Source organism: Streptomyces sp. NPDC006691, assembly GCF_042869955.1.
GTDB lineage: Bacteria > Actinomycetota > Actinomycetes > Streptomycetales > Streptomycetaceae > Streptomyces.
Map to the genome: position 1 here is coordinate 31,053 of NZ_JBIAGW010000020.1, position 24,935 is coordinate 55,987.

General features: G+C 71.7%; 26 protein-coding genes. 4 read left to right on the forward strand and 22 right to left on the reverse strand.

The features are described 5' to 3' along the window. The first annotated feature begins 124 nt into the window (after nucleotides 1-124). Entirely contained in the window at nucleotides 125-550 is a 426-nt protein-coding gene (locus ACFYNP_RS31605; protein WP_388790345.1) for a tautomerase family protein, read from the forward strand. Between the two features lie 15 nt (nucleotides 551-565). Here ACFYNP_RS31605 and ACFYNP_RS31610 read toward each other — a convergent pair whose 3' ends face one another. From ACFYNP_RS31610 to ACFYNP_RS31630, 5 genes are all read right to left on the reverse strand, one after another. Further along, a complete protein-coding gene (locus tag ACFYNP_RS31610) occupies nucleotides 566-1,678 on the reverse strand; it encodes a hypothetical protein (protein ID WP_388790348.1) in 1,113 nt (370 codons plus the stop codon). Between the two features lie 14 nt (nucleotides 1,679-1,692). Beyond that, entirely contained in the window at nucleotides 1,693-1,911 is a 219-nt protein-coding gene (locus tag ACFYNP_RS31615; protein ID WP_388790350.1) for a hypothetical protein, read from the reverse strand. A 198-nt stretch (nucleotides 1,912-2,109) separates the two neighbouring features. Next, nucleotides 2,110-3,570 (reverse strand): glutamate synthase subunit beta, encoded by a 1,461-nt coding sequence (locus ACFYNP_RS31620; RefSeq protein ID WP_388415249.1) that lies wholly within the window; start codon nucleotides 3,568-3,570, stop codon nucleotides 2,110-2,112. Continuing rightward, on the reverse strand, nucleotides 3,563-8,128 hold the full coding sequence (gene gltB, locus ACFYNP_RS31625) for a glutamate synthase large subunit (protein ID WP_388790353.1): 4,566 nt from the start codon (nucleotides 8,126-8,128) through the stop codon (nucleotides 3,563-3,565). The genes ACFYNP_RS31620 and gltB overlap by 8 nt, the downstream gene beginning before the upstream one ends. A 411-nt stretch (nucleotides 8,129-8,539) precedes the next feature. After that, on the reverse strand, nucleotides 8,540-9,271 hold the full coding sequence (locus tag ACFYNP_RS31630; protein ID WP_100574523.1) for a VIT1/CCC1 transporter family protein: 732 nt from the start codon (nucleotides 9,269-9,271) through the stop codon (nucleotides 8,540-8,542). Nucleotides 9,272-9,509: 238 nt separating this feature from the next. On the opposite strand from ACFYNP_RS31630, the gene rbsK reads away from it, so the two are divergent. After that, entirely contained in the window at nucleotides 9,510-10,397 is an 888-nt protein-coding gene (gene rbsK, locus ACFYNP_RS31635; RefSeq protein WP_388415242.1) for a ribokinase, read from the forward strand. A 129-nt stretch (nucleotides 10,398-10,526) separates the two neighbouring features. On the opposite strand, the gene lgt is transcribed toward rbsK, so the two are convergent. The 9 genes from lgt to ACFYNP_RS31680 form a co-directional block, all read right to left on the reverse strand. Then, nucleotides 10,527-11,477 (reverse strand): prolipoprotein diacylglyceryl transferase, encoded by a 951-nt coding sequence (gene lgt, locus ACFYNP_RS31640; protein ID WP_388790356.1) that lies wholly within the window; start codon nucleotides 11,475-11,477, stop codon nucleotides 10,527-10,529. Between the two features lie 80 nt (nucleotides 11,478-11,557). Then, complete coding sequence (locus tag ACFYNP_RS31645; protein ID WP_388415236.1) at nucleotides 11,558-12,382, reverse strand: DsbA family protein; 825 nt, start codon at nucleotides 12,380-12,382, stop codon at nucleotides 11,558-11,560. An 84-nt stretch (nucleotides 12,383-12,466) separates the two neighbouring features. Next, the gene (gene trpA, locus ACFYNP_RS31650) at nucleotides 12,467-13,282 is read right to left on the reverse strand and encodes a tryptophan synthase subunit alpha (protein WP_388790359.1); all 816 of its coding nucleotides are present in this window, start codon (nucleotides 13,280-13,282) and stop codon (nucleotides 12,467-12,469) included. Further along, a complete protein-coding gene (gene trpB / locus ACFYNP_RS31655; protein WP_388415230.1) occupies nucleotides 13,279-14,574 on the reverse strand; it encodes a tryptophan synthase subunit beta in 1,296 nt (431 codons plus the stop codon). The genes trpA and trpB overlap by 4 nt, the downstream gene beginning before the upstream one ends. A 176-nt stretch (nucleotides 14,575-14,750) precedes the next feature. Further along, nucleotides 14,751-14,906, reverse strand: a complete 156-nt coding sequence (gene trpM, locus ACFYNP_RS31660; protein ID WP_384496735.1) for a tryptophan biosynthesis modulator TrpM — start codon at nucleotides 14,904-14,906, stop codon at nucleotides 14,751-14,753. A gap of 3 nt (nucleotides 14,907-14,909) precedes the next feature. Next, a complete protein-coding gene (gene trpC, locus ACFYNP_RS31665; protein WP_388415226.1) occupies nucleotides 14,910-15,719 on the reverse strand; it encodes an indole-3-glycerol phosphate synthase TrpC in 810 nt (269 codons plus the stop codon). 165 nt (nucleotides 15,720-15,884) lie between these two features. Next, nucleotides 15,885-16,493, reverse strand: a complete 609-nt coding sequence (locus ACFYNP_RS31670; RefSeq protein ID WP_388790362.1) for a DUF2752 domain-containing protein — start codon at nucleotides 16,491-16,493, stop codon at nucleotides 15,885-15,887. A gap of 72 nt (nucleotides 16,494-16,565) precedes the next feature. Further along, entirely contained in the window at nucleotides 16,566-16,835 is a 270-nt protein-coding gene (locus ACFYNP_RS31675) for an HGxxPAAW family protein (RefSeq protein WP_100574530.1), read from the reverse strand. Nucleotides 16,836-17,001: 166 nt separating this feature from the next. Further along, nucleotides 17,002-17,661, reverse strand: a complete 660-nt coding sequence (locus ACFYNP_RS31680; protein WP_388790474.1) for a TIGR02234 family membrane protein — start codon at nucleotides 17,659-17,661, stop codon at nucleotides 17,002-17,004. Between the two features lie 351 nt (nucleotides 17,662-18,012). Here ACFYNP_RS31680 and ACFYNP_RS31685 point away from each other — a divergent pair, with 351 nt between their 5' ends. Then, on the forward strand, nucleotides 18,013-19,230 hold the full coding sequence (locus ACFYNP_RS31685) for a peptidase S8 (protein ID WP_388415217.1): 1,218 nt from the start codon (nucleotides 18,013-18,015) through the stop codon (nucleotides 19,228-19,230). Here ACFYNP_RS31685 and ACFYNP_RS31690 read toward each other — a convergent pair. Together ACFYNP_RS31690 and hisI are read right to left on the reverse strand one after the other, a co-directional pair. Then, complete coding sequence (locus ACFYNP_RS31690) at nucleotides 19,220-20,704, reverse strand: anthranilate synthase component I (protein ID WP_388415215.1); 1,485 nt, start codon at nucleotides 20,702-20,704, stop codon at nucleotides 19,220-19,222. The genes ACFYNP_RS31685 and ACFYNP_RS31690 overlap by 11 nt on opposite strands. A 2-nt stretch (nucleotides 20,705-20,706) precedes the next feature. Next, entirely contained in the window at nucleotides 20,707-21,057 is a 351-nt protein-coding gene (hisI, locus tag ACFYNP_RS31695) for a phosphoribosyl-AMP cyclohydrolase (RefSeq protein WP_100574534.1), read from the reverse strand. Between the two features lie 83 nt (nucleotides 21,058-21,140). Between hisI and ACFYNP_RS31700 the strand changes: the two genes are divergently transcribed. Then, complete coding sequence (locus ACFYNP_RS31700) at nucleotides 21,141-21,773, forward strand: TIGR03085 family metal-binding protein (protein ID WP_100574535.1); 633 nt, start codon at nucleotides 21,141-21,143, stop codon at nucleotides 21,771-21,773. 73 nt (nucleotides 21,774-21,846) lie between these two features. Here the strand turns inward: ACFYNP_RS31700 and ACFYNP_RS31705 are convergent, their stop codons facing one another. From ACFYNP_RS31705 to ACFYNP_RS31730, 6 genes are read right to left on the reverse strand one after another with little or no spacing between them, the layout of a single operon-like run. Continuing rightward, nucleotides 21,847-22,194: a hypothetical protein gene (locus ACFYNP_RS31705; protein ID WP_388790365.1), complete on the reverse strand. Its 348-nt coding sequence runs from the start codon at nucleotides 22,192-22,194 to the stop codon at nucleotides 21,847-21,849. 54 nt (nucleotides 22,195-22,248) lie between these two features. Further along, a complete protein-coding gene (gene hisF, locus ACFYNP_RS31710) occupies nucleotides 22,249-23,004 on the reverse strand; it encodes an imidazole glycerol phosphate synthase subunit HisF (protein WP_388415205.1) in 756 nt (251 codons plus the stop codon). Beyond that, nucleotides 23,001-23,405, reverse strand: coding sequence for a RidA family protein (locus ACFYNP_RS31715; protein WP_388415202.1), 405 nt, complete (start codon nucleotides 23,403-23,405; stop codon nucleotides 23,001-23,003). Before ACFYNP_RS31715 ends, hisF begins: the two co-directional genes overlap by 4 nt. Then, nucleotides 23,402-24,130, reverse strand: coding sequence for a bifunctional 1-(5-phosphoribosyl)-5-((5-phosphoribosylamino)methylideneamino)imidazole-4-carboxamide isomerase/phosphoribosylanthranilate isomerase PriA (priA, locus tag ACFYNP_RS31720; protein ID WP_388415199.1), 729 nt, complete (start codon nucleotides 24,128-24,130; stop codon nucleotides 23,402-23,404). Before priA ends, ACFYNP_RS31715 begins: the two co-directional genes overlap by 4 nt. After that, the gene (hisH, locus tag ACFYNP_RS31725; RefSeq protein ID WP_388415196.1) at nucleotides 24,130-24,774 is read right to left on the reverse strand and encodes an imidazole glycerol phosphate synthase subunit HisH; all 645 of its coding nucleotides are present in this window, start codon (nucleotides 24,772-24,774) and stop codon (nucleotides 24,130-24,132) included. The genes priA and hisH overlap by 1 nt, the downstream gene beginning before the upstream one ends. Then, complete coding sequence (locus ACFYNP_RS31730) at nucleotides 24,771-24,935, reverse strand: hypothetical protein (protein WP_167153854.1); 165 nt, start codon at nucleotides 24,933-24,935, stop codon at nucleotides 24,771-24,773. The genes hisH and ACFYNP_RS31730 overlap by 4 nt, the downstream gene beginning before the upstream one ends.

Consider the following 24,935-nt stretch of genomic DNA (forward strand, 5'->3'; position numbering starts at 1 on the left):
GAATGGACCTCGGGTTCCTAGCGTGGGGATCGACGGCCCCTCCGGCAGTTCGGCCCACTTCGACTCCCCTGGTCACGAATTGCCGCCAAGTGCCACTCATTGCCACGAAGGAAAGTGAACGAGCATGCCACTGATCACCATCCACCTCCGCCAGGGCACCACCCCCGAGTACCGCCGGGACGTCTCCGCCGCGCTCCACCAGGCGATGATGGACGTTCTGAAGATCCCGCACGACGACCAGTTCCATGTCTTCCACGAGGTCACGCCCGACAACTTCCACATGCAGCCGGTCGTGTTCGGCCTGCCGCGCGGTGAGCGCACCATGCTCATCCAGCTGTCCTTCAACCACCGCACGGCCGAAGAGAAGAGCGCCCTGTTCCGGGCGATCGTCGATCAGCTCCGGCTGCGCGCCGGCGTCCCCGAGGAGGACGTCCTGCTGATGGCCGTGGAGACGGCCCGCGAGAACTGGTGGGCCGCCGGCCGTGTGGTCAACCCCGAGACCGGCTTCGACGTGCGCATGACCCCCGTCGAAGCCGTCGGCACGGACTGACCCCATCGCCGCGGGTCAGGGGGTCTCCGCCTGGTCCTGGAAGGCGGGCAGGGCGAAGACGCGTTCCTTGGCGGGGTCCGGCATCAGCTCCACCAGGGGCAGGACCAGGTCCCAGAGGTTCTGCTTGTCGACCTCGCGGGCCAGGGCGTCCAGGTCCGCGTCCGAGAGGTCTCCCGCCGCCTCGGCCACCACGGTGCGGGAGGGCTCGGGCAGCAGTTCCACCAGGGGGAGGAATTCCGCCCACAGAGCCGTGGCCACCACCGCCGGGACCACTCCGGACAGCACCTCGGGGTCGGTGAGGGACGGGAGGAGGGCCACCGCCCGGCGGTCCTCCTCGGACAGGAGGGCCACCAGCGGGAGCAGGGACTCCCACAGGTCCTGCTCCGCCGTCGTGCGGACCAGGGTGTCGAGGCGGTCCTGGGGCTGGCGGGCGGCGAGGGTGGCGATGCGGGCGCGCTGTTCTCCCGTCACCATGCCGGCGACCGCGAGGGCCTGCGGCCACAGCCCGTCGGCGGCCGAGGCGATGACCTGGGCGAGGCGCTCGTCACCCATCAACTCGACGATCCTGCCGAGGCGTTGGGGCTGGTCCACGGCGAACCCGGTGCGCAGCACCACCGCGTCGTCCACCTGCGGCAGGATGCGGGTGAGCGCGGAGTCGCGCAGGTGGCCGACGAAGCGGCCCATCGTGAGGTGGTCGCCGCGTTCGGCCAGGGCGACCGAGATCCGGACCAGCAGGTTCTCGTCGAGGCGGTCGACGATGCCCTCGATGCGCCGGGGGTCGAGGTGCGCGCAGGACGCGGCGGTGAAGGCGACGGGCAGCTTCTCGATGATGTCGGCGGCCCGGGCGGGTTCGAGGCGGCCCGCGACGGCGGCGGCGAGGCGGGGGCCGAGTGCCTTCTGCGAGATGGCGGCGGCGACCCCGGCCGGGACGAGTTTGGTGGCCCTGGCGATGCGGTCGAGCATGTCGGGCATGCCGTCGAACAGGGCGGCCACGGTCTGTTGGCGCAGGGTGCGCAGATCGTCGGCGGGCAGCTCGGCGAGGAAGGCGAGCCGTTCGGGGCGCTCGTCCAGCAGGGCGGCGAGCTTCTCGATCTCGGCCCGGACCCGGAGCGTGTCGCGAGTGTCCATGGCAGTCACCGGCCTCACTTGAAGAGGATGCGGCGGACGGGGCCGCGGGCCAGGGCGGGCACGAGCCCGAGGGCGGCTTCGGCGGCCTCACCGAGACCGGCCGCGCGGCTTTCGCGTTCCGCGCTCAACGCGCCTGCCAGGTAGGTGAGTTGATCCTCTGTCAGGTCGGCGAGGGAGGCTGGGGGCGGCGCCCCCAGCTCCGTACTCAGGTGGGACAGCGCTTCGTTGCTCACGGGACCTCCCGGTGACGGACGGCGGCTCGTCCCGAGACTGAGGCGCAATTGACTAATAGTCAATACGTGGCGCGGACCGGACCCGAAGCACGCAGCCCGGGCCCCGGACATGCCGCGGCGCCCGCCCAGTCGTCCGGTCGGGGACAGTGGGGCGGGCGCCGGTCAGTTCCGTACGTCGTTGTACGGGACGTAGAGGGGTCAGACCGTCAGGGCACGGTCCGTGGGGCGGATCGGGGCGGGCAGGTCGCTCGCACCGGTCAGGTAGCGGTCGACGCCGCGTGCCGCGGAGCGGCCCTCGGCGATCGCCCAGACGATCAGGGACTGGCCGCGGCCCGCGTCACCGGCGACGAACACACCGTCGACGTTGGTCGCGAAGTCGGCGTCACGCGCCACATTACCCCGCTCGTCCAGGTCCAGGCCGAACTGGGCCACCAGGCCGTTGGCCTGGTCGGTGCCGGTGAAGCCCATGGCGAGGGTGACCAGCTGGGCGGGGATCGCGCGCTCCGTGCCGGGCTTCGGGGTCAGCTTGCCGTCGATGAACTCGACCTCGGTCAGGTGCAGCGACTGCACGTTGCCGTCCTCGTCGCCCTCGAAGTGGGTGGTCGAGACGGAGTAGACGCGCTCGCCGCCCTCCTCGTGCGCGGAGGTCACCTTGTAGAGCATGGGGAACGTCGGCCAGGGCTGGCCCGGGTTCCGCTCGTCGCCCGGCCTCGGCATGATCTCCAGCTGGGTGACGGAGGCCGCGCCCTGGCGGTGGGCGGTGCCCACGCAGTCCGCGCCGGTGTCGCCGCCGCCGATGACCACGACGTGCTTGCCCTCGGCGGTGATCGGCGGGGTGACGAAGTCGCCCTCCTGCACCTTGTTCGAGAGCGGCAGGTACTCCATCGCGAAGTGGATGCCGTTCAGCTCGCGGCCCGGGACCGGCAGGTCGCGCGAGACGGTGGCACCGGCCGCGATGACGACCGCGTCGTAGCGCTTGCGCAGCTTGGCGGCGTCGATGTCGCGGCCGATCTCGACCTCGGTGCGGAACTTGGTGCCCTCCGCGCGCATCTGCTCGATGCGGCGGTTGATGTGCACCTTCTCCATCTTGAACTCGGGGATGCCGTAGCGCAGCAGGCCGCCGATGCGGTCGGCGCGCTCGTACACGGCGACCGTGTGCCCGGCCCGGGTCAGCTGCTGGGCGGCGGCGAGGCCGGCCGGGCCCGAGCCGATGACCGCGACGGTCTTGCCGGACAGGCGCTCGGGCGCCTGCGGCTTGACGTCACCGGTGTCCCACGCCTTGTCGATGATGGACACTTCGACGTTCTTGATGGTGACGGCCGGCTGGTTGATGCCGAGCACGCACGCCGACTCGCAGGGCGCCGGGCACAGCCGCCCGGTGAACTCCGGGAAGTTGTTGGTGGCGTGCAGGCGCTCGGAGGCGGCCTGCCAGTCCTCGCGGTAGGCGTAGTCGTTCCACTCCGGGATCAGGTTCCCGAGCGGACAGCCGTTGTGGCAGAACGGGATGCCGCAGTCCATGCAGCGGCCGGCCTGCTTGCTGATGATCGGCAGCAGCGAACCGGGAACGTAGACCTCGTTCCAGTCCTTGACTCGCTCGTCCACCGGGCGGGTCTTGGCGACCTCGCGCCCGGTGGTCAGGAAGCCCTTGGGGTCAGCCATTGGTCGCCGCCTCCATCATCTTCTCGGTGGTCTCCTGCTCGGAGAGACCGGCGAGCTCAGCGGCGTCCTTGGCGGCGAGCACTGCCTTGTACGTGGTCGGGATGATCTTGCTGAAGCGGTCCACGTTCTCGGACCAGTCGGCGAGCAGCTTCTCGGCGACCGTGGAACCGGTCTCCTCGAAGTGGCGGCGCACGACGTCGTGCAGCCACTGCCTGTCGGTGTCGTCGAGCGCCTCGACGGCGCCCAGGTTCCCGGAGTTGACGTTGTCGCGGTCCAGGTCGATGACGTAGGCGATGCCGCCGGACATGCCGGCCGCGAAGTTGCGCCCGGTCTCGCCGAGGACGACCGCGTGCCCGCCGGTCATGTACTCGCAGCCGTGGTCGCCCACGCCCTCCGAGACCACCGTGGCACCCGAGTTGCGGACGCAGAAGCGCTCGCCGGTGCGGCCGCGCAGGAACAGCTCGCCGCCGGTCGCACCGTACGCGATGGTGTTGCCGGCGATCGTCGAGTACTCGGCGAGGTGGTCGGCGCCCCGGTCCGGGCGGACGATGACACGGCCGCCGGACAGGCCCTTGCCGACGTAGTCGTTGGCGTCGCCCTCCAGGCGCAGGGTCACACCGCTGGGCAGGAAGGCACCGAAGGACTGGCCGGCCGAGCCGGTGAAGGTGATGTCGATGGTGTCGTCGGGCAGGCCCGCACCGCCGAACTTCTTCGTCACCTCGTGGCCGAGCATGGTGCCCACGGTCCGGTTGATGTTGCGGATCGCGATCTGCGCGCGGACCGGCTGGGCGGCCTCCGCGGAGTCGGCCTCCAGGGCGTCCGCGGCGAGCTTGATGAGCTCGTTGTCCAGCGCCTTCGCGAGGCCGTGGTCCTGCGGGACCAGCGCGTGGCGCACGGCGCCCTCGGGCAGCTCGGGCACGTAGAACAGCGGCTCCAGGTCGAGGCCCTGGGCCTTCCAGTGCGTCACGGCCCGGTCGGTGTCGAGGAGTTCGGCGTGGCCGACGGCCTCCTCGATGGTGCGGAAGCCGAGCTCGGCGAGGATCTCGCGGACCTCTTCGGCGATGAACTCGAAGAAGTTCACGACGAATTCGGGCTTGCCCGAGAAGCGGTCGCGCAGCGTCGGGTTCTGGGTGGCGATGCCGACCGGGCAGGTGTCCAGGTGGCAGACGCGCATCATGACGCAGCCGGACACGACGAGCGGCGCGGTCGCGAAACCGAACTCCTCGGCGCCGAGCAGCGCGGCGATGATCACGTCACGGCCGGTCTTGAGCTGGCCGTCGGTCTGCACCACGATCCGGTCGCGCAGGCCGTTGAGCAGCAGGGTCTGCTGGGTCTCGGCGAGGCCGAGCTCCCAGGGGCCGCCCGCGTGCTTGAGCGAGGTCAGCGGGGACGCGCCCGTTCCGCCGTCGTGGCCGGAGATGAGGACGACGTCCGCGTGCGCCTTGGAGACACCCGCGGCGACCGTTCCGACGCCGACCTCGGACACGAGCTTCACGTGGATGCGCGCGGCCGGGTTGGCGTTCTTGAGGTCGTGGATCAGCTGAGCCAGGTCCTCGATGGAGTAGATGTCGTGGTGCGGCGGCGGCGAGATGAGGCCGACGCCCGGGGTGGAGTGCCGGGTCTTGGCGACCCACGGGTAGACCTTGTGGCCGGGCAGCTGGCCGCCCTCGCCGGGCTTGGCGCCCTGCGCCATCTTGATCTGGATGTCGTCCGCGTTGACCAGGTACTCGCTGGTCACACCGAAGCGGCCGGAGGCAACCTGCTTGATGGAGGAGCGGCGCGCCGGGTCGTACAGGCGGTCCGCGTCCTCGCCGCCCTCGCCGGTGTTGGACTTGCCGCCCAGCTGGTTCATGGCGATGGCGAGCGTCTCGTGCGCCTCGCGCGAGATGGAGCCGTACGACATGGCGCCGGTGGAGAAGCGCTTGACGATCTCGGAGACGGGCTCGACCTCGTCGATGGAGATCGGCTCGCGCTCCGAGGTGAAGCCGAACAGGCCGCGCAGCGTCATGAGGCGCTCGGACTGCTCGTTCACGCGGTCCGTGTACTGCTTGAAGATGTCGTAGCGCTTGTTGCGGGTGGCGTGCTGGAGGCGGAAGACCGTCTCCGGGTCGAACAGGTGGGGCTCGCCCTCGCGGCGCCACTGGTACTCGCCGCCGATCTCCAGGGCGCGGTGCGCCGAGGGGACGCCGGAGGCGGGATAGGCCTTGGCGTGCCGGGCGGCGACCTCCTTGGCGACGACGTCCAGGCCGGCGCCGCCGATCTTGGTGGCGGTGCCGATGAAGTACTTCTGCACGAAGGCCTCGTCGAGACCGACGGCCTCGAAGACCTGGGCGCCGCGGTAGGAGGCGACCGTCGAGATGCCCATCTTGGACATGACCTTGAGGACGCCCTTGCCGAGCGCGTAGATCAGGTTGCGGATGGCCTGCTCGGGCTCCAGGCCCTCGATGAAGGTGCCGGCCCGCACGAGGTCCTCGACGGACTCCATCGCGAGGTACGGGTTGACGGCCGCGGCACCGTAACCGATGAGCAGCGCGACGTGGTGCACCTCGCGCACGTCACCGGCCTCGACGAGCAGGCCCACCTGGGTGCGCTGCTTGGTGCGGATGAGGTGGTGGTGGACGGCGGCGGTGAGCAGCAGCGACGGGATCGGCGCGTGCTCGGCATCGGAGTGCCGGTCGGACAGGACGATCAGGCGGGCGCCGCCCTCGATCGCGGCGTCCGTCTCGTTGCAGATGGCCTCGATGCGGGCGGCGAGCGCGTCGCCGCCGCCGGAGACCCGGTACAGACCGGAGAGCGTGGCGGCCTTCATGCCCGGCATGTCGCCGTCGGCATTGATGTGTATCAGCTTCGCCAGCTCGTCGTTGTCGATGACCGGGAAGGGCAGCGTGACACTGCGGCACGAGGCGGCGGTGGGCTCCAGGAGGTTGCCCTGCGGGCCGAGCGTGGAGCGCAGGCTGGTGACCAGCTCTTCGCGGATCGCGTCCAGCGGCGGGTTGGTGACCTGCGCGAACAGCTGGGTGAAGTAGTCGAAGAGCAGCCGGGGACGGGCCGAGAGCGCGGCGATCGGCGAGTCGGTGCCCATCGAGCCGAGCGGCTCGCCGGCGGTGCGGGCCATCGGCGCGAGGATGACGCGTAGCTCTTCCTCGGTGTAGCCGAAGGTCTGCTGGCGGCGGGTGACCGAGGCGTGGGTGTGCACGATGTGCTCACGCTCGGGCAGGTCCTCCAGCTCGATCTCGCCGGCTTCCAGCCACTCCTTGTACGGGTTCTCCGTGGCGAGGGAGGCCTTGATCTCCTCGTCCTCGATGATCCGGTGCTCGGCGGTGTCGACGAGGAACATCCGGCCGGGCTGGAGGCGGCCCTTGCGGACGACCTTGGCCGGGTCGATGTCGAGCACGCCGACCTCGGAGGAGAGCACCACGAGGCCGTCGTCGGTCACCCAGTAGCGGCCCGGACGCAGACCGTTGCGGTCGAGGACCGCGCCGACCTGGACGCCGTCGGTGAAGGTGATGCAGGCCGGGCCGTCCCAGGGCTCCATCATCGTGGCGTGGAACTGGTAGAAGGCACGGCGGGCCGGGTCCATCGACTCGTGGTTCTCCCACGCCTCGGGGACCATCATCAGGACCGAGTGCGGCAGCGAGCGCCCGCCGAGGTGGAGGAGTTCGAGCACCTCGTCGAAGGACGCGGAGTCGGAGGCGTCCGGCGTACAGACGGGGAAGATGCGGTCGATCTTCCCGGCGCCGGAGTTGAACAGGTTGGACGCCAGCTGGGACTCGCGGGCCACCATCCAGTTGCGGTTGCCCTTGACCGTGTTGATCTCGCCGTTGTGCGCGACGAAGCGGTACGGGTGGGCCAGCGGCCAGCTCGGGAACGTGTTGGTGGAGAACCGCGAGTGCACGAGGGCCACGGCGGTGGCGCAGCGGCGGTCGGAGAGGTCCGGGAAGAACGGCTCCAGCTGGCCGGTGGTCAGCATGCCCTTGTAGACGATGGTCCGGGCGGAGAGCGACGGGAAGTAGACACCGGCCTCCCGCTCGGCGCGCTTGCGCAGCACGAAGGCCTTGCGGTCGAGCGCGATGCCGGCCGATTCGCCGTCGCCGACGAAGAGCTGGCGGAAGGCGGGCATGGTGGCGCGGGCGCCGTTGCCGAGCAGTGCGGGGGTGACGGGGACCTCGCGCCAGCCGAGCACGGTGAGCCCCTCCTCACCGGCGATCGTCTCGATCCGCGAGACGGCCTCCTCGGTCTCCTCCAGGGGCAGGAAGGCGATACCGACGGCGTACGAGCCGGCCTCGGGCAGCTCGAAGTCACTGACCTCGCGCAGGAACGCGTCCGGAACCTGGAGCAGGATGCCGGCACCGTCACCGGAGTCCGGCTCGGAGCCGGTGGCACCGCGGTGTTCCAGATTGCGCAGCACGGTCAGGGCCTGCTCGACCAGCTCATGGCTGGCAACCCCGGTGAGGGTGGCCACGAACCCGACGCCGCAGGCGTCGTGCTCGTTACGGGGGTCGTACATCCCCTGCTGGGCGGGGCGACCGTCCATGGGCGACCAGGCGTCGGAACGCATCGGCTCTCCCGTCGTCGTTGTGGCATTGGGGGCTCCCCCGCTCGATCGGATTCGAGAGCCTGGGGGGCGTTTTACCGAGGGACGACGCTGGCCCTCTTGAAATTTCGTGCAGGTTACATGATGGAACGTATCTCGGGAACCGGATAGCGCATTCCAACATGCGGACACCCCGACGTGAGCTTCGTTGCCCACGGGGGCGCACAGGAGTGCGGTTATGGGTGTGTACGGCCTATGCCCGGCGGTAAAAGATCCGAAACCGCTGAGTAACGATTAGTTATTCGGGCCGATGCATACTCCGCCATTCTACGGCTTGGGGCCGCCGAGTGCGCGGGACGTATGTCACACGGGGCGGTGCCGATCGGCACCGCCCCGTGTGGTGACCTCGGCGTTTCACCGCCCGAGGGTGTCGCGTCAGCCGATGGCCGTACCGAAGAACGAACCGATGCCGAAGGTGAGGGCAGCCGCCAGACCGCCGAGGGCCAGCTGGCGCAGGCCGCTGAACCACCACGAGCGGGCCGTCACCCGGGCGACCACCGCGCCGCAGCCGAAGAGGCCCACGAGGGCGAGCAGCACGGCCGGCCACAGCGCGGTCGCGCCGAGCAGATAGGGCAGCAGGGGAAGGAGCGCACCGAGCGCGAAGGAGGCGAAGGAGGACACCGCGGCCACGGTGGGCGAGGGCAGGTCCGAGGGGTCGATGCCGAGTTCTTCGCGGGCGTGGATCTCCAGGGCCTGCTCGGGGTCCTGCGACAGCTGCCGGGCGACCTCGCGGGCCAGCGCCGGCTCGACGCCCCGCGACATGTAGAGCTCGGCGAGCTCGCGCTCCTCGTCGGCCGGGTGCTTGCGCAGCTCCCGCCGCTCGATGTCGAGCTCCGCCTCGACGAGCTCGCGCTGCGAGGCCACCGAGGTGTACTCGCCGGCCGCCATCGAGAAGGCGCCGGCCGCGAGACCGGCGAGTCCGGTGATGATGATCGTGCGGTGCGAGACCTCGCCGCCGGCGACGCCGGTCATCAGGGCGAGGTTGGAGACCAGGCCGTCCATCGCACCGAACACGGCCGGGCGCAGCCAGCCGCCGTTGACGTCACGGTGGGTGTGGTTGTCGCGGTGCGCCTCGTGCAGCGTCGCTTCGGTCTCGATGATGGCCACGGTGGTCCCCTTACGTTCAGCAGCGGGCAGCAATCACGTCCCGCTCCCCCTCAACACCGTTGAACATACGCTCGATGTAAGGGCCCCGCCAGCAAGTAAGGCCTTACTCAGTGAGGGTGTGCTCAGTAAGCCAGGCCTTGCTGAATAGCAGGTCAGGGGCCGTTTCGCCCGTTCTGCACCGAACGCGCCGGGCCCTGCGCGGTCACCGAACCGGCCGCCCCCGGGAGACAATCCCGGCATGACCCGGATCACCGTGCTCGGCAGCACCAACATGGACCTCGTCGCCTACGTCACGACCGCCCCGCGCAGCGGCGAGACCGTCACCGGGCACGAGTTCCGTACCGTCCCCGGCGGCAAGGGCGCCAATCAGGCCGTCGCCGCCGCCCGGGCGGGCGCGGAGGTCGCGATGATCGGCGCGGTCGGCACCGACGAGTTCGGCGGCCGACTGCGGGCCACGCTCGAAGCGTCGGGCGTCGACATCGATCTGCTGCGCACCACCGAGGGTCCCTCCGGCACCGCCCACATCGTGGTCGACGGCGACGGGGCCAACTCGATCGTCGTCATCCCCGGCGCCAACGCCTCCGTCACCTCGCTCAGCCACGCGGACCGCGCGGTGATCGCCGAGGCCCGGTCCCTGCTGCTCCAGCTGGAACTCCCGATGAGCGCGGTCGTCGAGGGCGCCGAAGCGGCTCGTCGCAACGGCGTGCGCACGATCCTGACGCCCGCGCCCGCCCAGACGCTGCCGCCCGAACTCCTGGCCGCCACCGATCTGTTGGTGCCCAACGAGCACGAGGCCGCCACCCTCACCGGCATCTCGGGCGACCCGGAGCGCGCCGCCGGGGCGCTGCTCAGGCAGGTGCCCGAGGTCGTGATCACCCTCGGCGCGCGGGGCTGTCTGTACGCGTCCCGCGCGCAGCGGGAGCCGGTCGCGGTCCTCGCCCCGCCGGTCACGGCGGTGGACACGACCGGCGCCGGGGACGTCTTCGTGGGCGCCCTCGCGGTGGCCCTGGCCGAGGGCCGCCCGATGACCGACGCGCTCACCTGGGCGTCCAGCGCGGCCGCGCTCTCCGTCCAGCGGCCGGGGGCGGCCACGTCGATGCCGTACCGGACGGAGATCGACGGGTAGGCCTCCGAGGGGGTTCTCGGGGGCCGGCCAGGGTCATCATGCGCCCAGCAGAACGGGGGTGCGGGGGCTCTTGCCCCCGCACCCCCGCCGCTCAAGCCGAAGGGGCCGATCAGGCCCCTTCCCGGCCCCTCATGCCTTCTCGGGTTCCGACCTCACCGAATCCGGCCCCGAAGTCACCGACTCCGCCTTGGGTTCGTCGGTCGGCTCCGCAGGCTCCCCCGCGTCCTTCACGTCCTTCTTGTCCAGGGACACCGGCGCGTCGTCCTGTGCGCCGGGCTCGACGATCTCCTCGCGGCCGGGGCGCAGCTTCGCCGAGATGACGATGTAGGCGACCGCGAGGACGAAGACCCCGAGCGCGGTCCATTCGTTCAGGCGCAGCCCGAGCACGTGGTGCGCCTCGTCGATGCGCAGGCGCTCGGTCCAGAACCGGCCCACGCAGTACACCGCGACGTACAGCGCGAACGCCCGGCCGTGGCCCAGCTTGAAGCGGCGGTCGGCCCAGATGACCAGGAAGCCGGCGGCGAGGCACCACAGCGACTCGTACAGGAACGTCGGGTGGTAGGTGCCCGCGATCCGGTTGGGCCCCTCGCTGATCTTCAGCGCCCAGGGCACGTCGGTCGGCCGGCCGTACAGCTCCTGGTTGAACCAGTTGCCCCAGCGGCCGATCGCCTGGGCGAAGGCGAGGCCGGGGGCCAGCGCGTCGGCCCAGGCGGGCAGGGGGATGCCCCGGCGGCGGCAGCCGATCCAGGCGCCGACCGCGCCGAGCGCGACCGCCCCCCAGATGCCGAGGCCGCCCTCCCAGATCTTGAAGGCGCCGACCCAGTCCGCACCGTCGCTGAAGTACAGCTGGTAGTCGGTGATGACGTGGTAGAGCCGGCCGCCGACGAGCCCGAAGGGCACCGCCCAGACGGCGATGTCGGCGACGGTGCCGGAGCGGCCGCCGCGCGCGACCCATCGCTTGTTGCCGTACCAGACGGCGACGAAGACACCGATGATGATGCAGAAGGCGTAGCCGCGCAGCGGGATCGGTCCGAGGTGGATCACGCCGGTCGACGGGCTGGGGATGAAGGCAAGTTCCATGGCAGGGACGACGCTACCGTGCCGGGCGGGCGCAGCGGCAACCCGCCCGGCAACTTATGAGTAACGAGAGGCCCCGGACCTCAGGAGGCCGGACTCGCCTTTCCGGCCGGCTTGCCCTTGTTCGCCGCGGCCACCCACTTCTTCAGGTTGGCCGGAGTGATCTGCTCGGTGCCCTTGGCCGGGAAGATCGCCTCGCCGTTGAGCTGCACGGTCGGCGTGCCGTTGAACTTGCCCGCCTGGAACGCCTCGTTGGACTTCACGACCCAGCTGTTGTGCGTGCCGTTCTCGACGCAGGAGCGGAAACCGGCCGTGTCCAGGCCCGGCACCTTCTTGGCCAGATCGAGCAGCTTGGCGTTGTCCGCGTACGCGTCGTCCATCTCGTCGGGCTGGTTGGTGTAGAGCACGTCGTGGTACGCGGAGAACTTCCCCTGGTCCTGCGCGCAGCCCGCCGCGTTGGCCGCGTGGAGCGAGCCGCCGCCACGGGTCTTGTCGTCGATGAGGGTGGCCAGGTGGTACTGGACGCGGATCTGGCCCTTGTTCTCCAGCTCGTGGATCGTCGAGCGGAAGCCGTTCTCGAACGCGGCGCAGGCCGGGCAGCGGAAGTCCTCCCACACCGTGAGGGTGGACGGCGCGTCGGCGGCGCCGACCGGGATGGCCAGCTTGTCCTTGCCCTCGGCTCCGGTGGGCGCCACGACCGGGCCGTTGGTGGCGGCGTTCTTGGCGCTGTCGCCGCCGCCCGCGTTGGCGGCGATCACGCCGATCACCGCGGCCAGGGCCAGCACGCCCACCACGGCGCCGGCCACGATCAGCTGCCGTCGGCGGCGCTCGCCCGCCTTGTGCTGCTCACGTTCTTGGACGAGCCGGTCGCGCGCGGCCCTTTTCGCATCGGGGTTCTTGTCACTCACACCCGCAGCAACGAACCGGGGAGGCACGCTCGTGCCTCCCCGGTCCCACTTCCACCCGTACGGGTGAGCTGTGCGAAGCGCGCGTTACGGCGCCCTGCGAACGCCTTCGGCCAGCTCGGCCGCCAGTTCCCGTACGGCGGCGAGGCCCGCCGCGTGGTCGGGGGCGTCCAGCATGCGCTTGACGAAGGCCGAGCCGACGATCACGCCGTCGGCGAAGGCCGCGACCTCCTTGGCCTGGACGGCGTTGGAGACGCCGAGGCCGACGCAGACCGGGAGTTCGGTGGTGGCCCGGGTCCGGGCCACCAGGTCCTCGGCCGAGGCGCCGACCGACTCCCGAGTGCCCGTGACTCCCATCAGCGAGGCCGCGTACACGAAGCCGGAGCCGGCCGCCGTGATCGTGGCGAGGCGCTCGTCACGGCTGCTGGGGGCGACCACGAAGACCGTGCCGAGGCCGTGCTTCTCGGCGTGCTCGCGCCACACCGCGGACTCCTGGACCGGCAGGTCGGGCAGGATGCAGCCGGCGCCGCCCGCCTCGGCGAGCTCGGTGGTGAAGCGCTCCACGCCGTAGCGGTCGATGGGGTTCCAGTACGTCATGACCAGGACCGGCTTGCCGCTGGCCGCGTGGGCCTCGCGGACCGTGCGCAGCACGTCGGCGATCTTCACGCCGCCCTTGAGGGCGATGTCGTCGGCGGTCTGGATGACCGGTCCGTCCAGGACCGGGTCACTGTGCGGCAGACCCACCTCGACGATGTCGGCGCCGCCGTCGAAGACGGCCTTGGCCGCCTCGATGCCGCCGTCGACGGTCGGGAAGCCGGCCGGCAGATAGGCGACGAGCGCGGCCCGGTCCTCGGCCTTCGCCTTGGCGAGGGTGTCGCTCAACAGCTGTACGTTCCCGCTCACTTGGCGTCTCCCTCGATCTCGGCGAAGCCGGCCGCGTCGGGGGCGACCTCGGTGTCGGCGTCGCTTCCGTACAGGCCGAAGTAGCGCGCGGCCGTGTCCATGTCCTTGTCGCCGCGGCCGGACAGGTTGATCAGGATCAGGCCGTCCTTGCCGAGCTCCCTGCCGACGTCGAGCGCGCCCGCGAGCGCGTGCGCCGACTCGATCGCCGGGATGATGCCCTCGGTGCGCGAGAGCAGCCGCAGGGCCTGCATCGCCGCGTCGTCGGTGACCGCGCGGTACTCGCCGCGGCCGGTGTCCTTGAGGTAGGAGTGCTCGGGGCCGATGCCCGGGTAGTCCAGACCCGCCGAGATCGAGTAGGGCTCGGTGATCTGGCCCTCCTCGTCCTGGAGGACGTAACTGCGCGAGCCGTGCAGGATGCCGGGCTCGCCCGCGGTCAGGGTCGCCGCGTGCTCGCCGGTCTCGACGCCGTGGCCCGCGGGCTCACAGCCGACGAGGCGTACGGAGGCGTCCGGGATGAAGGCGTGGAAGAGGCCGATCGCGTTGGAGCCGCCGCCGACGCAGGCCACGGCCGCGTCGGGCAGGCGTCCGGCGCGCTCCAGGATCTGACGGCGGGCCTCGACGCCGATCACGCGGTGGAAGTCGCGGACCATCGCGGGGAAGGGGTGGGGGCCCGCGACCGTGCCGAAGAGGTAGTGGGTGCGGTCGACGTTGGCGACCCAGTCGCGGAACGCCTCGTTGATGGCGTCCTTGAGGGTGCGGCTGCCGGAGGCGACCGGGATGACCTCGGCGCCGAGCATCCGCATCCGGGCCACGTTCAGGGCCTGGCGCTGGGTGTCGATCTCGCCCATGTAGATGGTGCATTCGAGGCCGAACAGGGCGCAGGCGGTGGCGGTGGCGACACCGTGCTGGCCGGCGCCGGTCTCGGCGATGACGCGGGTCTTGCCCATGCGCTTGGTGAGCAGCGCCTGGCCGAGCACGTTGTTGATCTTGTGCGAGCCGGTGTGGTTGAGGTCCTCGCGCTTGAGGAACACCCGGGCGCCGCCCGCGTGTTCGGCGAAGCGCGGCACCTCGGTCAGGGCGCTGGGCCGGCCGGTGTAGTTGACCATCAGGTCGTTGAGCTCGGCGGCGAAGGCCGGGTCGTGCTTGGCCTTGTCGTACTCGACGGCCACCTCGTCCACCGCGGCGACCAGCGCCTCGGGGATGAATTTGCCGCCGTACGCGCCGAAGTACCCTTCGGCGCTGGGGACTTGACCCTCGGGGTCGGGTACGAAGAAGTCGGTCTCGTTGGGCATGCGGATTCCTCGCGGGGGGCGTTGGGGCCCCCGGTCCTGGGTTGGCCTGGGATGTGGATGCGCCCAAGCGCCGCAGGTGATCACGGAAGTGTGCGACTACCAGCCGTGGGGGGCCGGTAGCGCCCACGCGACGGAGTCGCACGGGTCACTTCCCCGCGCCCCGTCCGGGGCGCGGCTCACGCGGCGCTCGGGCCGCCGCGCCATCGCATGCCGTTGACCTGGCCCGGCTCCGAGCCGATCACATAGCGCACGCGCCGTCCGTGCACCCGGCGCGCCGGAGCGCGGCAGCCGCGGGGGCGGCAGCCGGGTGCGAGGCGGACGGAGAGGGCCATGGGTCAGCTCCGGCCGTGGCGCAGAGCGGGGTGGGCGCCGGCGGCAACCAGATCGGCGACGGCCGCGCGGGGGTCCTTGCCGGTGACCAGGGACTCGCCGACCAGCACCGCGTCGGCGCCCGCGTTGGCGTAGGCGATGAGGTCGTGCGGGCCGCGGACGCCGGACTCGGCGATCTTCACGATGTGGTCCGGGATCTCCGGGGCGACCCGGTCGAACGTGGTGCGGTCGACCTTGAGGTCCTTCAGATTGCGCGCGTTGACGCCGATGATCTTGGCGCCGGCCTCGACGGCCCGGTCGACCTCGTCCTCGTCGTGCACCTCGACCAGCGGCGTGAGCCCGATCGACTCGGCGCGCTCGATCAGCGACTCCAGGGCCGGCTGGTCCAGGGCGGCGACGATGAGCAGCGCCAGGTCGGCGCCGTACGCACGGGCCTCCCACAGCTGGTAGGCGGTGACGATGAAGTCCTTGCGCAGGACCGGGATGTCGACCTTGGCGCGGACGGCCTCCAGGTCGGCGAGCGAGCCCCCGAAGCGGCGCTGTTCGGTCAGCACGGAGATGACGGACGCCCCGCCCGCCTCGTAGTCGGCGGCGAGGGCGGCCGGGTCGGCGATGGCGGCGAGCGCACCCTTGGAGGGGCTGGAGCGCTTGACCTCGCAGATGACCTTGACGCCTTCGCCGCGCAGGGCCGCGACGCCGTCACGGGCCGCGGGCGCCTTGGCGGCGCGCTCCTTGAGCTCGTCGAGGCTGACCCGTGCCTGCCGCTCTGCGAGGTCGGCGCGGACGCCTTCGATGATCTCGTCGAGCACACTCACGCGAGCGGCCCCCTTCCGGGACGGTGATGTCGGTCAGAACGAGGGTGACCCCCAGTAGCGGTCACGATCAGCCATGACGATGGTATCCGCACCGGGCCCAAGGGATCGCATCCGGTTGCGCGGCGTCCCAATAATTGGGACGTCACCTGCGGGTTTATCGGTCCGTCATGGCGCGAGTACGGAGCCGAACGGCAGATTCCGGACCACCGAGAAGAGCAGTACGGCGGCCCCGACGAGCCACCACTGGCGGTCGCTCGGCGCGATCCGCAGCGGCAGACCGCGGGCCGAGCGGACGGCCCACAGCACCCAGCACACGCCGAAGAGCAGATAGCCGGCGACGGCCATCGCGTTGGAGTGCAGCGCCGCCGCGAAGTGCCCCGTGATGAAGTCGTGGGCGCTGCGCAGCCCGCCGCAGCCCGGGCAGTAGAGGCCGGTGAACCGGTACAGCGGGCAGACCGGGTAGTGGCCCGGCTCGTTCGGGTCCACCAGGCCCACGTACGCGAACGCCGAGGCCACCGCGCCGAGCGTGCCGAGCGGCACCAGGAGCCTGCGCAGCGGGGTGCCGACCGGGGCGGCCGGGTACGCCGGGTGTGCGGGCGCGGCCGGGTTCGGCGGGGCGGTCGGGTACGCCGGATACGCCGGGTGTGCGGGCGCGGCCGGGTTCGGCGGGGCGGTCGGGTACGCCGGATACGCCGGGTGTGCGGGCGGGTTCGGCGGGGCGGTCGGGTACGCCGGGTTCGGCGGGGCGGTCCGGTTCGGGCGGGGTGCGTCCACGGGGCGATTGTCGCCGTTCACGGGGAAAGGCGCAGCCCCTGGGGGCTGCGCCTCACACGGTGGCCTACGGGGTCAGCCGACCTGGGCCTCAAGGCGGGCGCGCACCTTGGCGGCCGCGTCCTCGCGCATGCGCTGGATCTCGGGCGTGTCCTTCGGGGTGCCGAGGCCGGCCATCTTCATGATCCCGCCGACGACGGCGGCGATGCCGAGGAGTGCGATGCCGGCCCAGAAGCCCACCGGGTTGGCGGCCACTATGAAGACGCAGGTCACGCAGAATCCGATGAAGGCAATGATGACACCGGTCCATGCTGCCGGGGTGTGGCCGTGGCCGCTCTTCGCCATGGGGGTTGCTCCTCGTAGGTGTTTCCGTGTTGTCGGCGTTGTCGTCGTCGGCGCTGCCGGCGATGTCACCGGCCCGGTTTCGGCGACGTGTCGCTTCGGCCGCTGTCGTCGAACCCGACGCTCGCTGCCATTGTCCCGCACCGGGGCGGGTGGGTGAGTGCGGGGGTCAGCTCTCGCGCGTCGGGTCCTCGCCGCGGTCGAGCGCCTTCCAGAGTTCCTCGGGGCGCTCGGGGTCGGGCGCGGTGCGCGCCTTGCGCGGGCGGGGGGTGCCGTCGCGCTCGTAACGGCCGCCCATCGCGGGCCAGGCCGCGCCGCAGCGGAGCGCGAGGAGCCCGGCGAGCAGCAGCAGGGCGCCGCCGACGACGGCGACGTAGGGCCAGCCGGTGTGGGTGAGCGCGCCGGCGGTGGCGGCCGCGTCGCCGCTGACCTTGGCCGCCTTCTCGTCCAGGGCCGTGCTGTCGCCGACGCCGAGCCAGGCGGTCGCGGCGGCGCCGGCGCCGCTGAGGGTGAGCAGCGCGGAGACGATGATCCGGCCGGCGCCGCGTACCGCGAAGACCGCGACCAGGGCGGCGAGCCCGACGATCGCGAGGGCGGAGGGCACCCCGGTGGTGGCGCCGCCGGTTGCCTCCAGCGACAGCACGCCGCCTCCGCCGACGGAGGCGTTGCCGCGCGTCCAGACCTGGCTGGAGGCCAGGAGGACGACGGCGGCGCCGACGGCTCCGGCGAGCAGTGCGACGGCCAGGCTGCGGCGGCCGCCGCCGCGGGCGGACGGCGCGGCGGCTTCGGCACGGGGCTGGGGTACGGATGCGGCACTCACGTACTCCACTATCACCTGCGCGCGCCCCGAACCCTCACCCGGGGCCCGCCTCGCGGCGCCCGGCGGGGGCCGGGAGGCGGGCCGAGCACGCCACGCCGGCACCCGGGCCGCGCCGTGCGAGGCACCAAGAGCGGGCAAGCGCTCGGCCATCGAACAACCATCGGGCCCCCTCGAACCGCCCGCGAACTGCTCCCGAACGGGCCGCGAAGGCAAAGCGGCGATAGAGATTCCGGCGCGCTCCTTGTTGGCATGGCCCAGTCAGCCTAGGTTCACCGCCGGTCCGGGTCGCGCACCACGCGGCGCGGCCGGCCCAGCGCACCCGCACGACTCCTGGTTCACCCACCACACGGAGGCAGTAAGTTGCGCAGATCCCTCTCCCCCACCGCCCTGGCCGCCACCTTGGCCGCGGCAGCGCTCGCCCTGGCCACTCCCCTCGCCCAGGCAGCGACCCCTTCCACCGGCGCACACGTCACCACCGTGCGCTCCTGTGCGGCCCCGACGCAGAAGGACGTCATGGCCTGCAAGGCGCTGAAGGTGACCGGCGGCACGGTGCAGTCGGCCGGCGCCGAACGCGCCCTGACCGGCGCGGCCGCGCCGTCCGGCTACGGCCCGTCCTCGCTCCAGTCCGCCTACAAGTTGCCTTCCTCGACGGCCGGTTCGGGCCGCACGGTGGCGATCGTCGACGCCTACGACGACCCCAACGCGGCGGCCGACCTCGCCAAGTACCGCTCCCAGTACGGACTTCCGGCCTGCACCGTGGCCAACGGCTGCTTCAAGAAGGTCGGTCAGACCGGCACGTCGACACTGCCGGGCGCGGACGCGGGCTGGGCCGAGGAGATATCCCTCGACCTCGACATGGTCAGCGCGGCCTGCCCGAACTGCAAGATCCTGCTCGTCGAGGCCAAGTCCGCCTCGATGGCGAACCTGGGCACGGCCGTCAACACGGCGGTCTCGCTCGGCGCCAAGTACGTCTCCAACAGCTACGGCGGCGGCGAGTCGTCCTCCGACACGTCCTACGACAGCCAGTACTTCAACCACCCGGGCGTCGCCATCACCGTGAGCTCCGGTGACGGCGGCTACGGCACCGAGTACCCGGCGGCCTCCCGCTATGTCACCGCGGTCGGCGGCACGTCGCTCAACTCGGCCTCGAACAGCCGGGGTTGGACCGAGAGCGTGTGGAGCGGCGCCGGTTCCGGCTGCTCGGCGTACGACGCGAAGCCGAGCTGGCAGAAGGACACCGGCTGCTCGAAGCGGACCGTCGCGGACGTCTCGGCGGTCGCCGACCCGAACACGGGTGTCGCGGTGTACGACACCTACGGCGGCGACCCGGGCTGGGAGGTGTTCGGCGGCACCAGCGCGTCCTCGCCGCTGATCGCCGCGGTGTACGCGCTGGCGGGCGTCCCGTCCTCGGGCTCCACCCCGGCCTCGTTCCCGTACGCCCACACCGGTTCGCTCAACGACGTGACGAGCGGCTCGAACGGCAGCTGCTCGCCGGCCTACCTGTGCAAGGGAGGCAGCGGCTACGACGGCCCGTCGGGGCTCGGCACCCCGAACGGGACCGCCGCGTTCACCGGCTGAGCCGGTTGGCCGTGTTGACCGCGCGCAGGACGGCGGCCGCCTTGTTGCGGCACTCGTCGTCCTCCGCCACCGGGTCGGAGTCGGCGACCACGCCGGCTCCGGCCTGCACGTACGCGGTGCCGTCCCGCAGCAGCGCGGTACGGATCGCGATCGCGGTGTCGGAGTCACCGGCGAAGTCGAGGTAGCCGACGCAGCCGCCGTAGAGCCCGCGGCGGCCGGGCTCCAGCTCCTCGATGATCTGCATCGCGCGGGGCTTGGGGGCACCGGAGAGCGTGCCGGCCGGGAAGCAGGCCGTCAGGACGTCGAACGCGGTGCGTCCCTCGGCGACCCGGCCGGTCACCGTCGACACGATGTGCATCACATGGGAGTACCGCTCGATCGACATGAAGTCCACGACCTCCACCGAACCCGGCTCGCACACGCGGCCCAGGTCGTTGCGGCCGAGGTCGACGAGCATGAGGTGCTCGGCGCGCTCCTTGGGATCGGCCAGGAGCTCGTCGGCGAGCGCCTGGTCGCGCTGCGGGGTGGCGCCGCGCGGCCGGGTCCCGGCGATCGGATGCAGCATCGCCCGCCCGTCCTCCACCTTGACGAGGGCCTCGGGGCTGGAGCCGACGACGTCGAAGCCGTCGAACCGGAACAGGTACATGTACGGCGACGGATTGGTGGCCCGCAGCACCCGGTAGACGTCCAACGCGCTTGCGCGGCACGGGGTTTCGAAGCGCTGCGAGGGCACGACCTGGAAGGCCTCGCCGGCCCGGATGCGCTCCTTGATGTCCTCGACGGCGTCCTGGTAGGCCGCCCCGCCCCACAGCGCGGTGTACTCGGGCAGCTCCGAGGCGGGCAGGGCGACCGGCGCGTACTCGGCGGGCTTCGCGAGGTCGGCCGCCATCGCGTCCAGCCGGGCCACGGCGTCCTCGTAGGCCTCGTCCACGCCGGTGTCGAGGTCGTTGTGGTTGATCGCGTTGGCGATCAGCAGGACCGAGCCGTCCCAGTGGTCGAGCACCGCGAGGTCCGAGGTCAGCAGCATGGTCAGCTCGGGCAGCCGGAGGTCGTCGCCCCCGTGCTCGCCGATCTTCTCCAGGCGCCGCACGATGTCGTAGCCGAGGTAGCCGACCATCCCGCCGGTGAAGGGCGGCATTCCGGCGACCAGGTCGCGCGGGGTGTGCAGGGCCTCGACGGTGGCCTTCAGGGCCGCCAGAGGATCACCCGAAGTGGGGACCCCGACCGGCGGTGTGCCGAGCCAGTGGGCCTCCCCGTCGCGCACGGTGAGGGTGGCGTCCGACCGTACGCCGACGAAGGAGTACCGCGACCAGGAACGGCCGTTCTCGGCCGATTCGAGGAGGAAGGTGCCGGGGCGCTCCGCCGCGAGCTTGCGGTACAGGCCGACCGGAGTGTCGCCGTCCGCGAGGAGGCGGCGGTGGACCGGGATCACGCGGCGGTCGACGGCGAGCTTGCGGAAGGTGTCGAGGTCCATGACTACTTCCCGAGGTCGAGCACGTCGGCGTCGAAGCAGGTGCGGTCCCCGGTGTGGCAGGCCGCGCCCACCTGGTCCACCTTGACCAGGACGGTGTCCGCGTCGCAGTCCAGGGCGACCGACTTCACGTGCTGGACATGGCCCGAGGTGTCCCCCTTGACCCAGTACTCCTGACGGCTGCGCGACCAGTACGTGCAGCGTCCGGTGGTCAGGGTGCGGTGCAGGGCCTCGTCGTCCATCCAGCCGAGCATGAGCACCTCGCCGGTGTCGTACTGCTGGGCGATGGCCGGGACCAGACCATCCGCGCCGCGCTTGAGGCGGGCGGCGATGGCGGGGTCGAGATTGCTGGTCATGCCCCCATTCTGCCGTGGCCGCGAGGGCTTCCGAGCGGTGCGTCCACTGTCCGGACGACCCCGGCGGCCGTACGCTGGCGGACATGTCGACCCATGCAAAGCGTGAACGGCTTCTGCTCGCCGACCTGTTGGAGGCGGCGGGCCCCGAGGCACCGACCCTCTGCGAGGGCTGGACGGCCCGCGAACTGGCGGCCCATGTCGTGGTGCGCGAGCGCCGCCTGGACGCGGCGGGCGGGATCCTGATCGGCGCGCTCAAGAACCGCCTCGACCGGGTCCAGGCGGAATTCGCCGCCAAGCCGTACGAGGAACTGATCCAGCTGATCCGCACCGGCCCCCCGAAGTTCTCCCCGTACAGCCTCAAGCAGGTCGACGAGGGCGCCAACGCGGTGGAGTTCTATGTGCACGCCGAGGACGTCCGCCGGGCCCAGCCCGACTGGACGCCCCGCGAACTCGACCCGGTGTTCTCGGACGCGCTGTGGTCCCGGCTGGAGAAGGCGGCCCGGCTGATGGGCCGCAAGTCGCCGGTGGGCATCGTGCTGCGCCGCCCGGACGGCCAGACGGTGGTGGCGCACAAGGGCACCCCGGTGGTCACGGTCACCGGCGCGCCGGGCGAGCTGACGCTGTTCGCGTACGGGCGTCAGGAGGCGGCGCAGGTCGAGATCGAGGGCGAGAAGGAGGCCTCGACCCGGGCGCTTGAGGCGAAGCTCGGGCTCTAGGGCCGGACGGGGGCTCGGCGCGCGGGGGGGTCCGGCGGGGCTCGGCGCGGAGGGGATGGGCCGGGGCCGGGGCTCAGCGCGGGAGCTCTGCCCTGCGCAGGTGGCCGGAGGCAAGGCCGGTCACCGCACCCGTCGCGCACACGCCCGCGCCGGCCAGGAACACCGGCGTGGTGCCCCAGAGGCCGATGGCCGCGCCCGCCAGGGGATAGCCCAGCGGTGCGATACCCATGGTGAACAGGGAGGCCACCGCGGTGACCCGGCCCAGGTAGGCGGGGTCCGTGGCGGTCTGCAACAGGGCCCCGCACAGGGCCCCGCTCAGTCCGGCGAGCAGTCCGATGAGGACCCCGGCGCCGGCGGCGAGCGCCACCGAGGGGGCGTACGCGAGGCCCGCGATGGCCGTCGTACCGCCGAGCAGCCGCACACGTCGAAGGGCCCGGCACGCTCATGCGTGCCGGGCCCTTCGGGGAGGCCGGGGTCAGCGGACCGGGTGGCCCGCCTTCGCCAGGGCTTCCTTGACCTCCGCGATGCGCAGGTCGCCGAAGTGGAAGACGGAGGCGGCCAGGACCGCGTCCGCGCCCGCCGCGATCGCCGGCGGGAAGTGCTCCAGACGGCCCGCGCCGCCCGAGGCGATCACCGGCACGGTGACATGGCGGCGGACCGCCGCGATCATCTCCGTGTCGTAGCCGTCCTTCGTGCCGTCCGCGTCCATCGAGTTGAGCAGGATCTCCCCGGCCCCCAACTCCGCGGCCCGGTGCGCCCATTCGACCGCGTCGATGCCCGTGCCCTTGCGGCCGCCGTGCGTCGTCACCTCGAAGGAGCCGGACTCCGTACGCCGGGCGTCGACCGAGAGGACCAGCACCTGGCGGCCGAAGCGCTCCGCGATCTCGCGGATCAGGTCGGGCCGCGCGATGGCGGCCGTGTTCACGCCCACCTTGTCCGCGCCCGCCCGCAGCAGCTTGTCCACGTCGTCCGCGCTGCGTACGCCGCCGCCGACGGTGAGCGGGATGAAGACCTGCTCCGCCGTGCGGCGCACCACGTCGTACGTGGTCTCGCGGTTGCCGGAGGACGCCGTGATGTCGAGGAACGTCAGCTCGTCGGCGCCCTCGGCGTCGTACAGCTTGGCCATCTCGACCGGGTCGCCGGCGTCGCGCAGGTTCTGGAAGTTGACGCCCTTGACGACCCGGCCGTTGTCCACGTCCAGGCAGGGGATCACGCGTACCGCGAGGGTCATGACGCGCCCGCCGTCCGCCGGTAGGCCTCCACCTCGACCTCGACGACCAGGCTCGGGTCGACGAAGCCGGACACGATCAGCATCGTGGCCGCCGGGCGTACGTCGTCGAACAGCTCCTTGTGGGCGCGGCCCACATCGTCGACGTCCCGGGCATGGGTGATGTACATACGGGTGCGGACCACGTCCTCGCGGCCGAGGCCCAGGGACTCCAGGGCCTGGACGGCGACGCCGAAGGCGGTGACGGTCTGCTCGTAGGGGCCGCCCTCGTCGATGCGGCCGTTGACCGTCGACGTACAACCGGCCACCAGGACGAGGCCGTTCGGGAGCTCCACCGCGCGGGAGTAGCCGAAGCGCTCCTCCCAGGGGGCGCCGGAGGAGATCTTGCGGACCTCGTCGCTCATGCCGAGACCGCCTTCAACGCCTCTTCGAGCGTGAAGGCCTTCGCGTAGAGGGCCTTGCCGACGATCGCGCCCTCGACGCCCTGCGGGACGAGCTCGGAGATGGCCCGCAGGTCGTCGAGCGAGGAGACGCCGCCCGAGGCGACGACCGGCTTGTCCGTGGCCGCGCAGACGTTCTTCAGGAGCTCCAGGTTGGGGCCCTGGAGCGTGCCGTCCTTGGCGATGTCGGTGACGACGTACCGCGCGCAGCCCTCGGTGTCGAGGCGGGCGAGCGTCTCGTACAGGTCGCCGCCGTCGCGGGTCCAGCCGCGGCCGCGCAGCGTGGTGCCGCGCACGTCGAGGCCGACCGCGATCTGGTCGCCGTGCTCGGCGATGACCTTGGCGACCCACTCGGGGGTCTCCAGGGCCGCGGTGCCGAGGTTGACGCGGGTGCAGCCGGTGGCGAGGGCGGCCGCGAGCGAGGCGTCGTCGCGGATGCCGCCGGACAGCTCGACCTTGATGTCCATGGCGCCCGCGACCTCGGCGATCAGGGCGCGGTTGTCGCCGGTGCCGAAGGCCGCGTCCAGGTCGACCAGGTGCAGCCACTCGGCGCCCGAGCGCTGCCAGGCCAGGGCCGCCTCCAGGGGCGAGCCGTAGGAGGTCTCGGAGCCGGACTCGCCGTGGACCAGGCGCACGGCCTGGCCGTCGCGGACGTCGACGGCGGGGAGGAGTTCGAGCTTGGGGGCCATCACAGGGTTCCGATCCAGTTGGTGAGCAGCTGGGCTCCGGCGTCGCCGGACTTCTCGGGGTGGAACTGGGTGGCCCACAGGGCACCGTTCTCCACCGCGGCGACGAACGGCTCGCCGTGGGTGGCCCAACTGACCCTGGGGGCACGGATCTTGGCGTTGGTGACTTCGAGGCTCCAGTCGTGCACGGCGTAGGAGTGCACGAAGTAGAAGCGGGCCTCGGCGTCCAGGCCCGCGAACAGCTCGCTGTCCTCGGGCGCCTCCACGGTGTTCCAGCCCATGTGGGGCACGACGGGGGCCTTGAGCGGGGCGACGACACCGGGCCACTCGTCGAGGCCCTCGGTCTCCACGCCGTGCTCGATGCCGCGCTCGAAGAGGATCTGCATGCCGACGCAGATGCCCATGACCGGGCGGCCGCCGGAGAGCCGGCGCCCCACGATCCAGTCGCCGCGGGCGTCGCGCAGCCCCTTCATGCAGGCGGAGAACGCGCCGACACCGGGGACGAGCAGCCCGTCGGCGTTCATGGCCCGGTCGTAGTCGCGGGTGATCTCCACGTCGGCCCCGACATGGGCCAGGGCCCGTTCGGCAGAGCGGACGTTGCCGAACCCGTAGTCGAAGACGACGACCTTCTTGGCGGGTGCGCTCATGACCAGACGTCCAGTCGCAGAATGCCGGCGGCCAGGCACATCACGGCGCCGAACGACAGGAGGACGATCAGGCTCTTCGGCATCCCCTGCTTGACGAAGGAGATGATTCCGCCGATCAGGAAGAGGCCGAGCACGATCAGGATGGTGTTGAGACCGTTCAT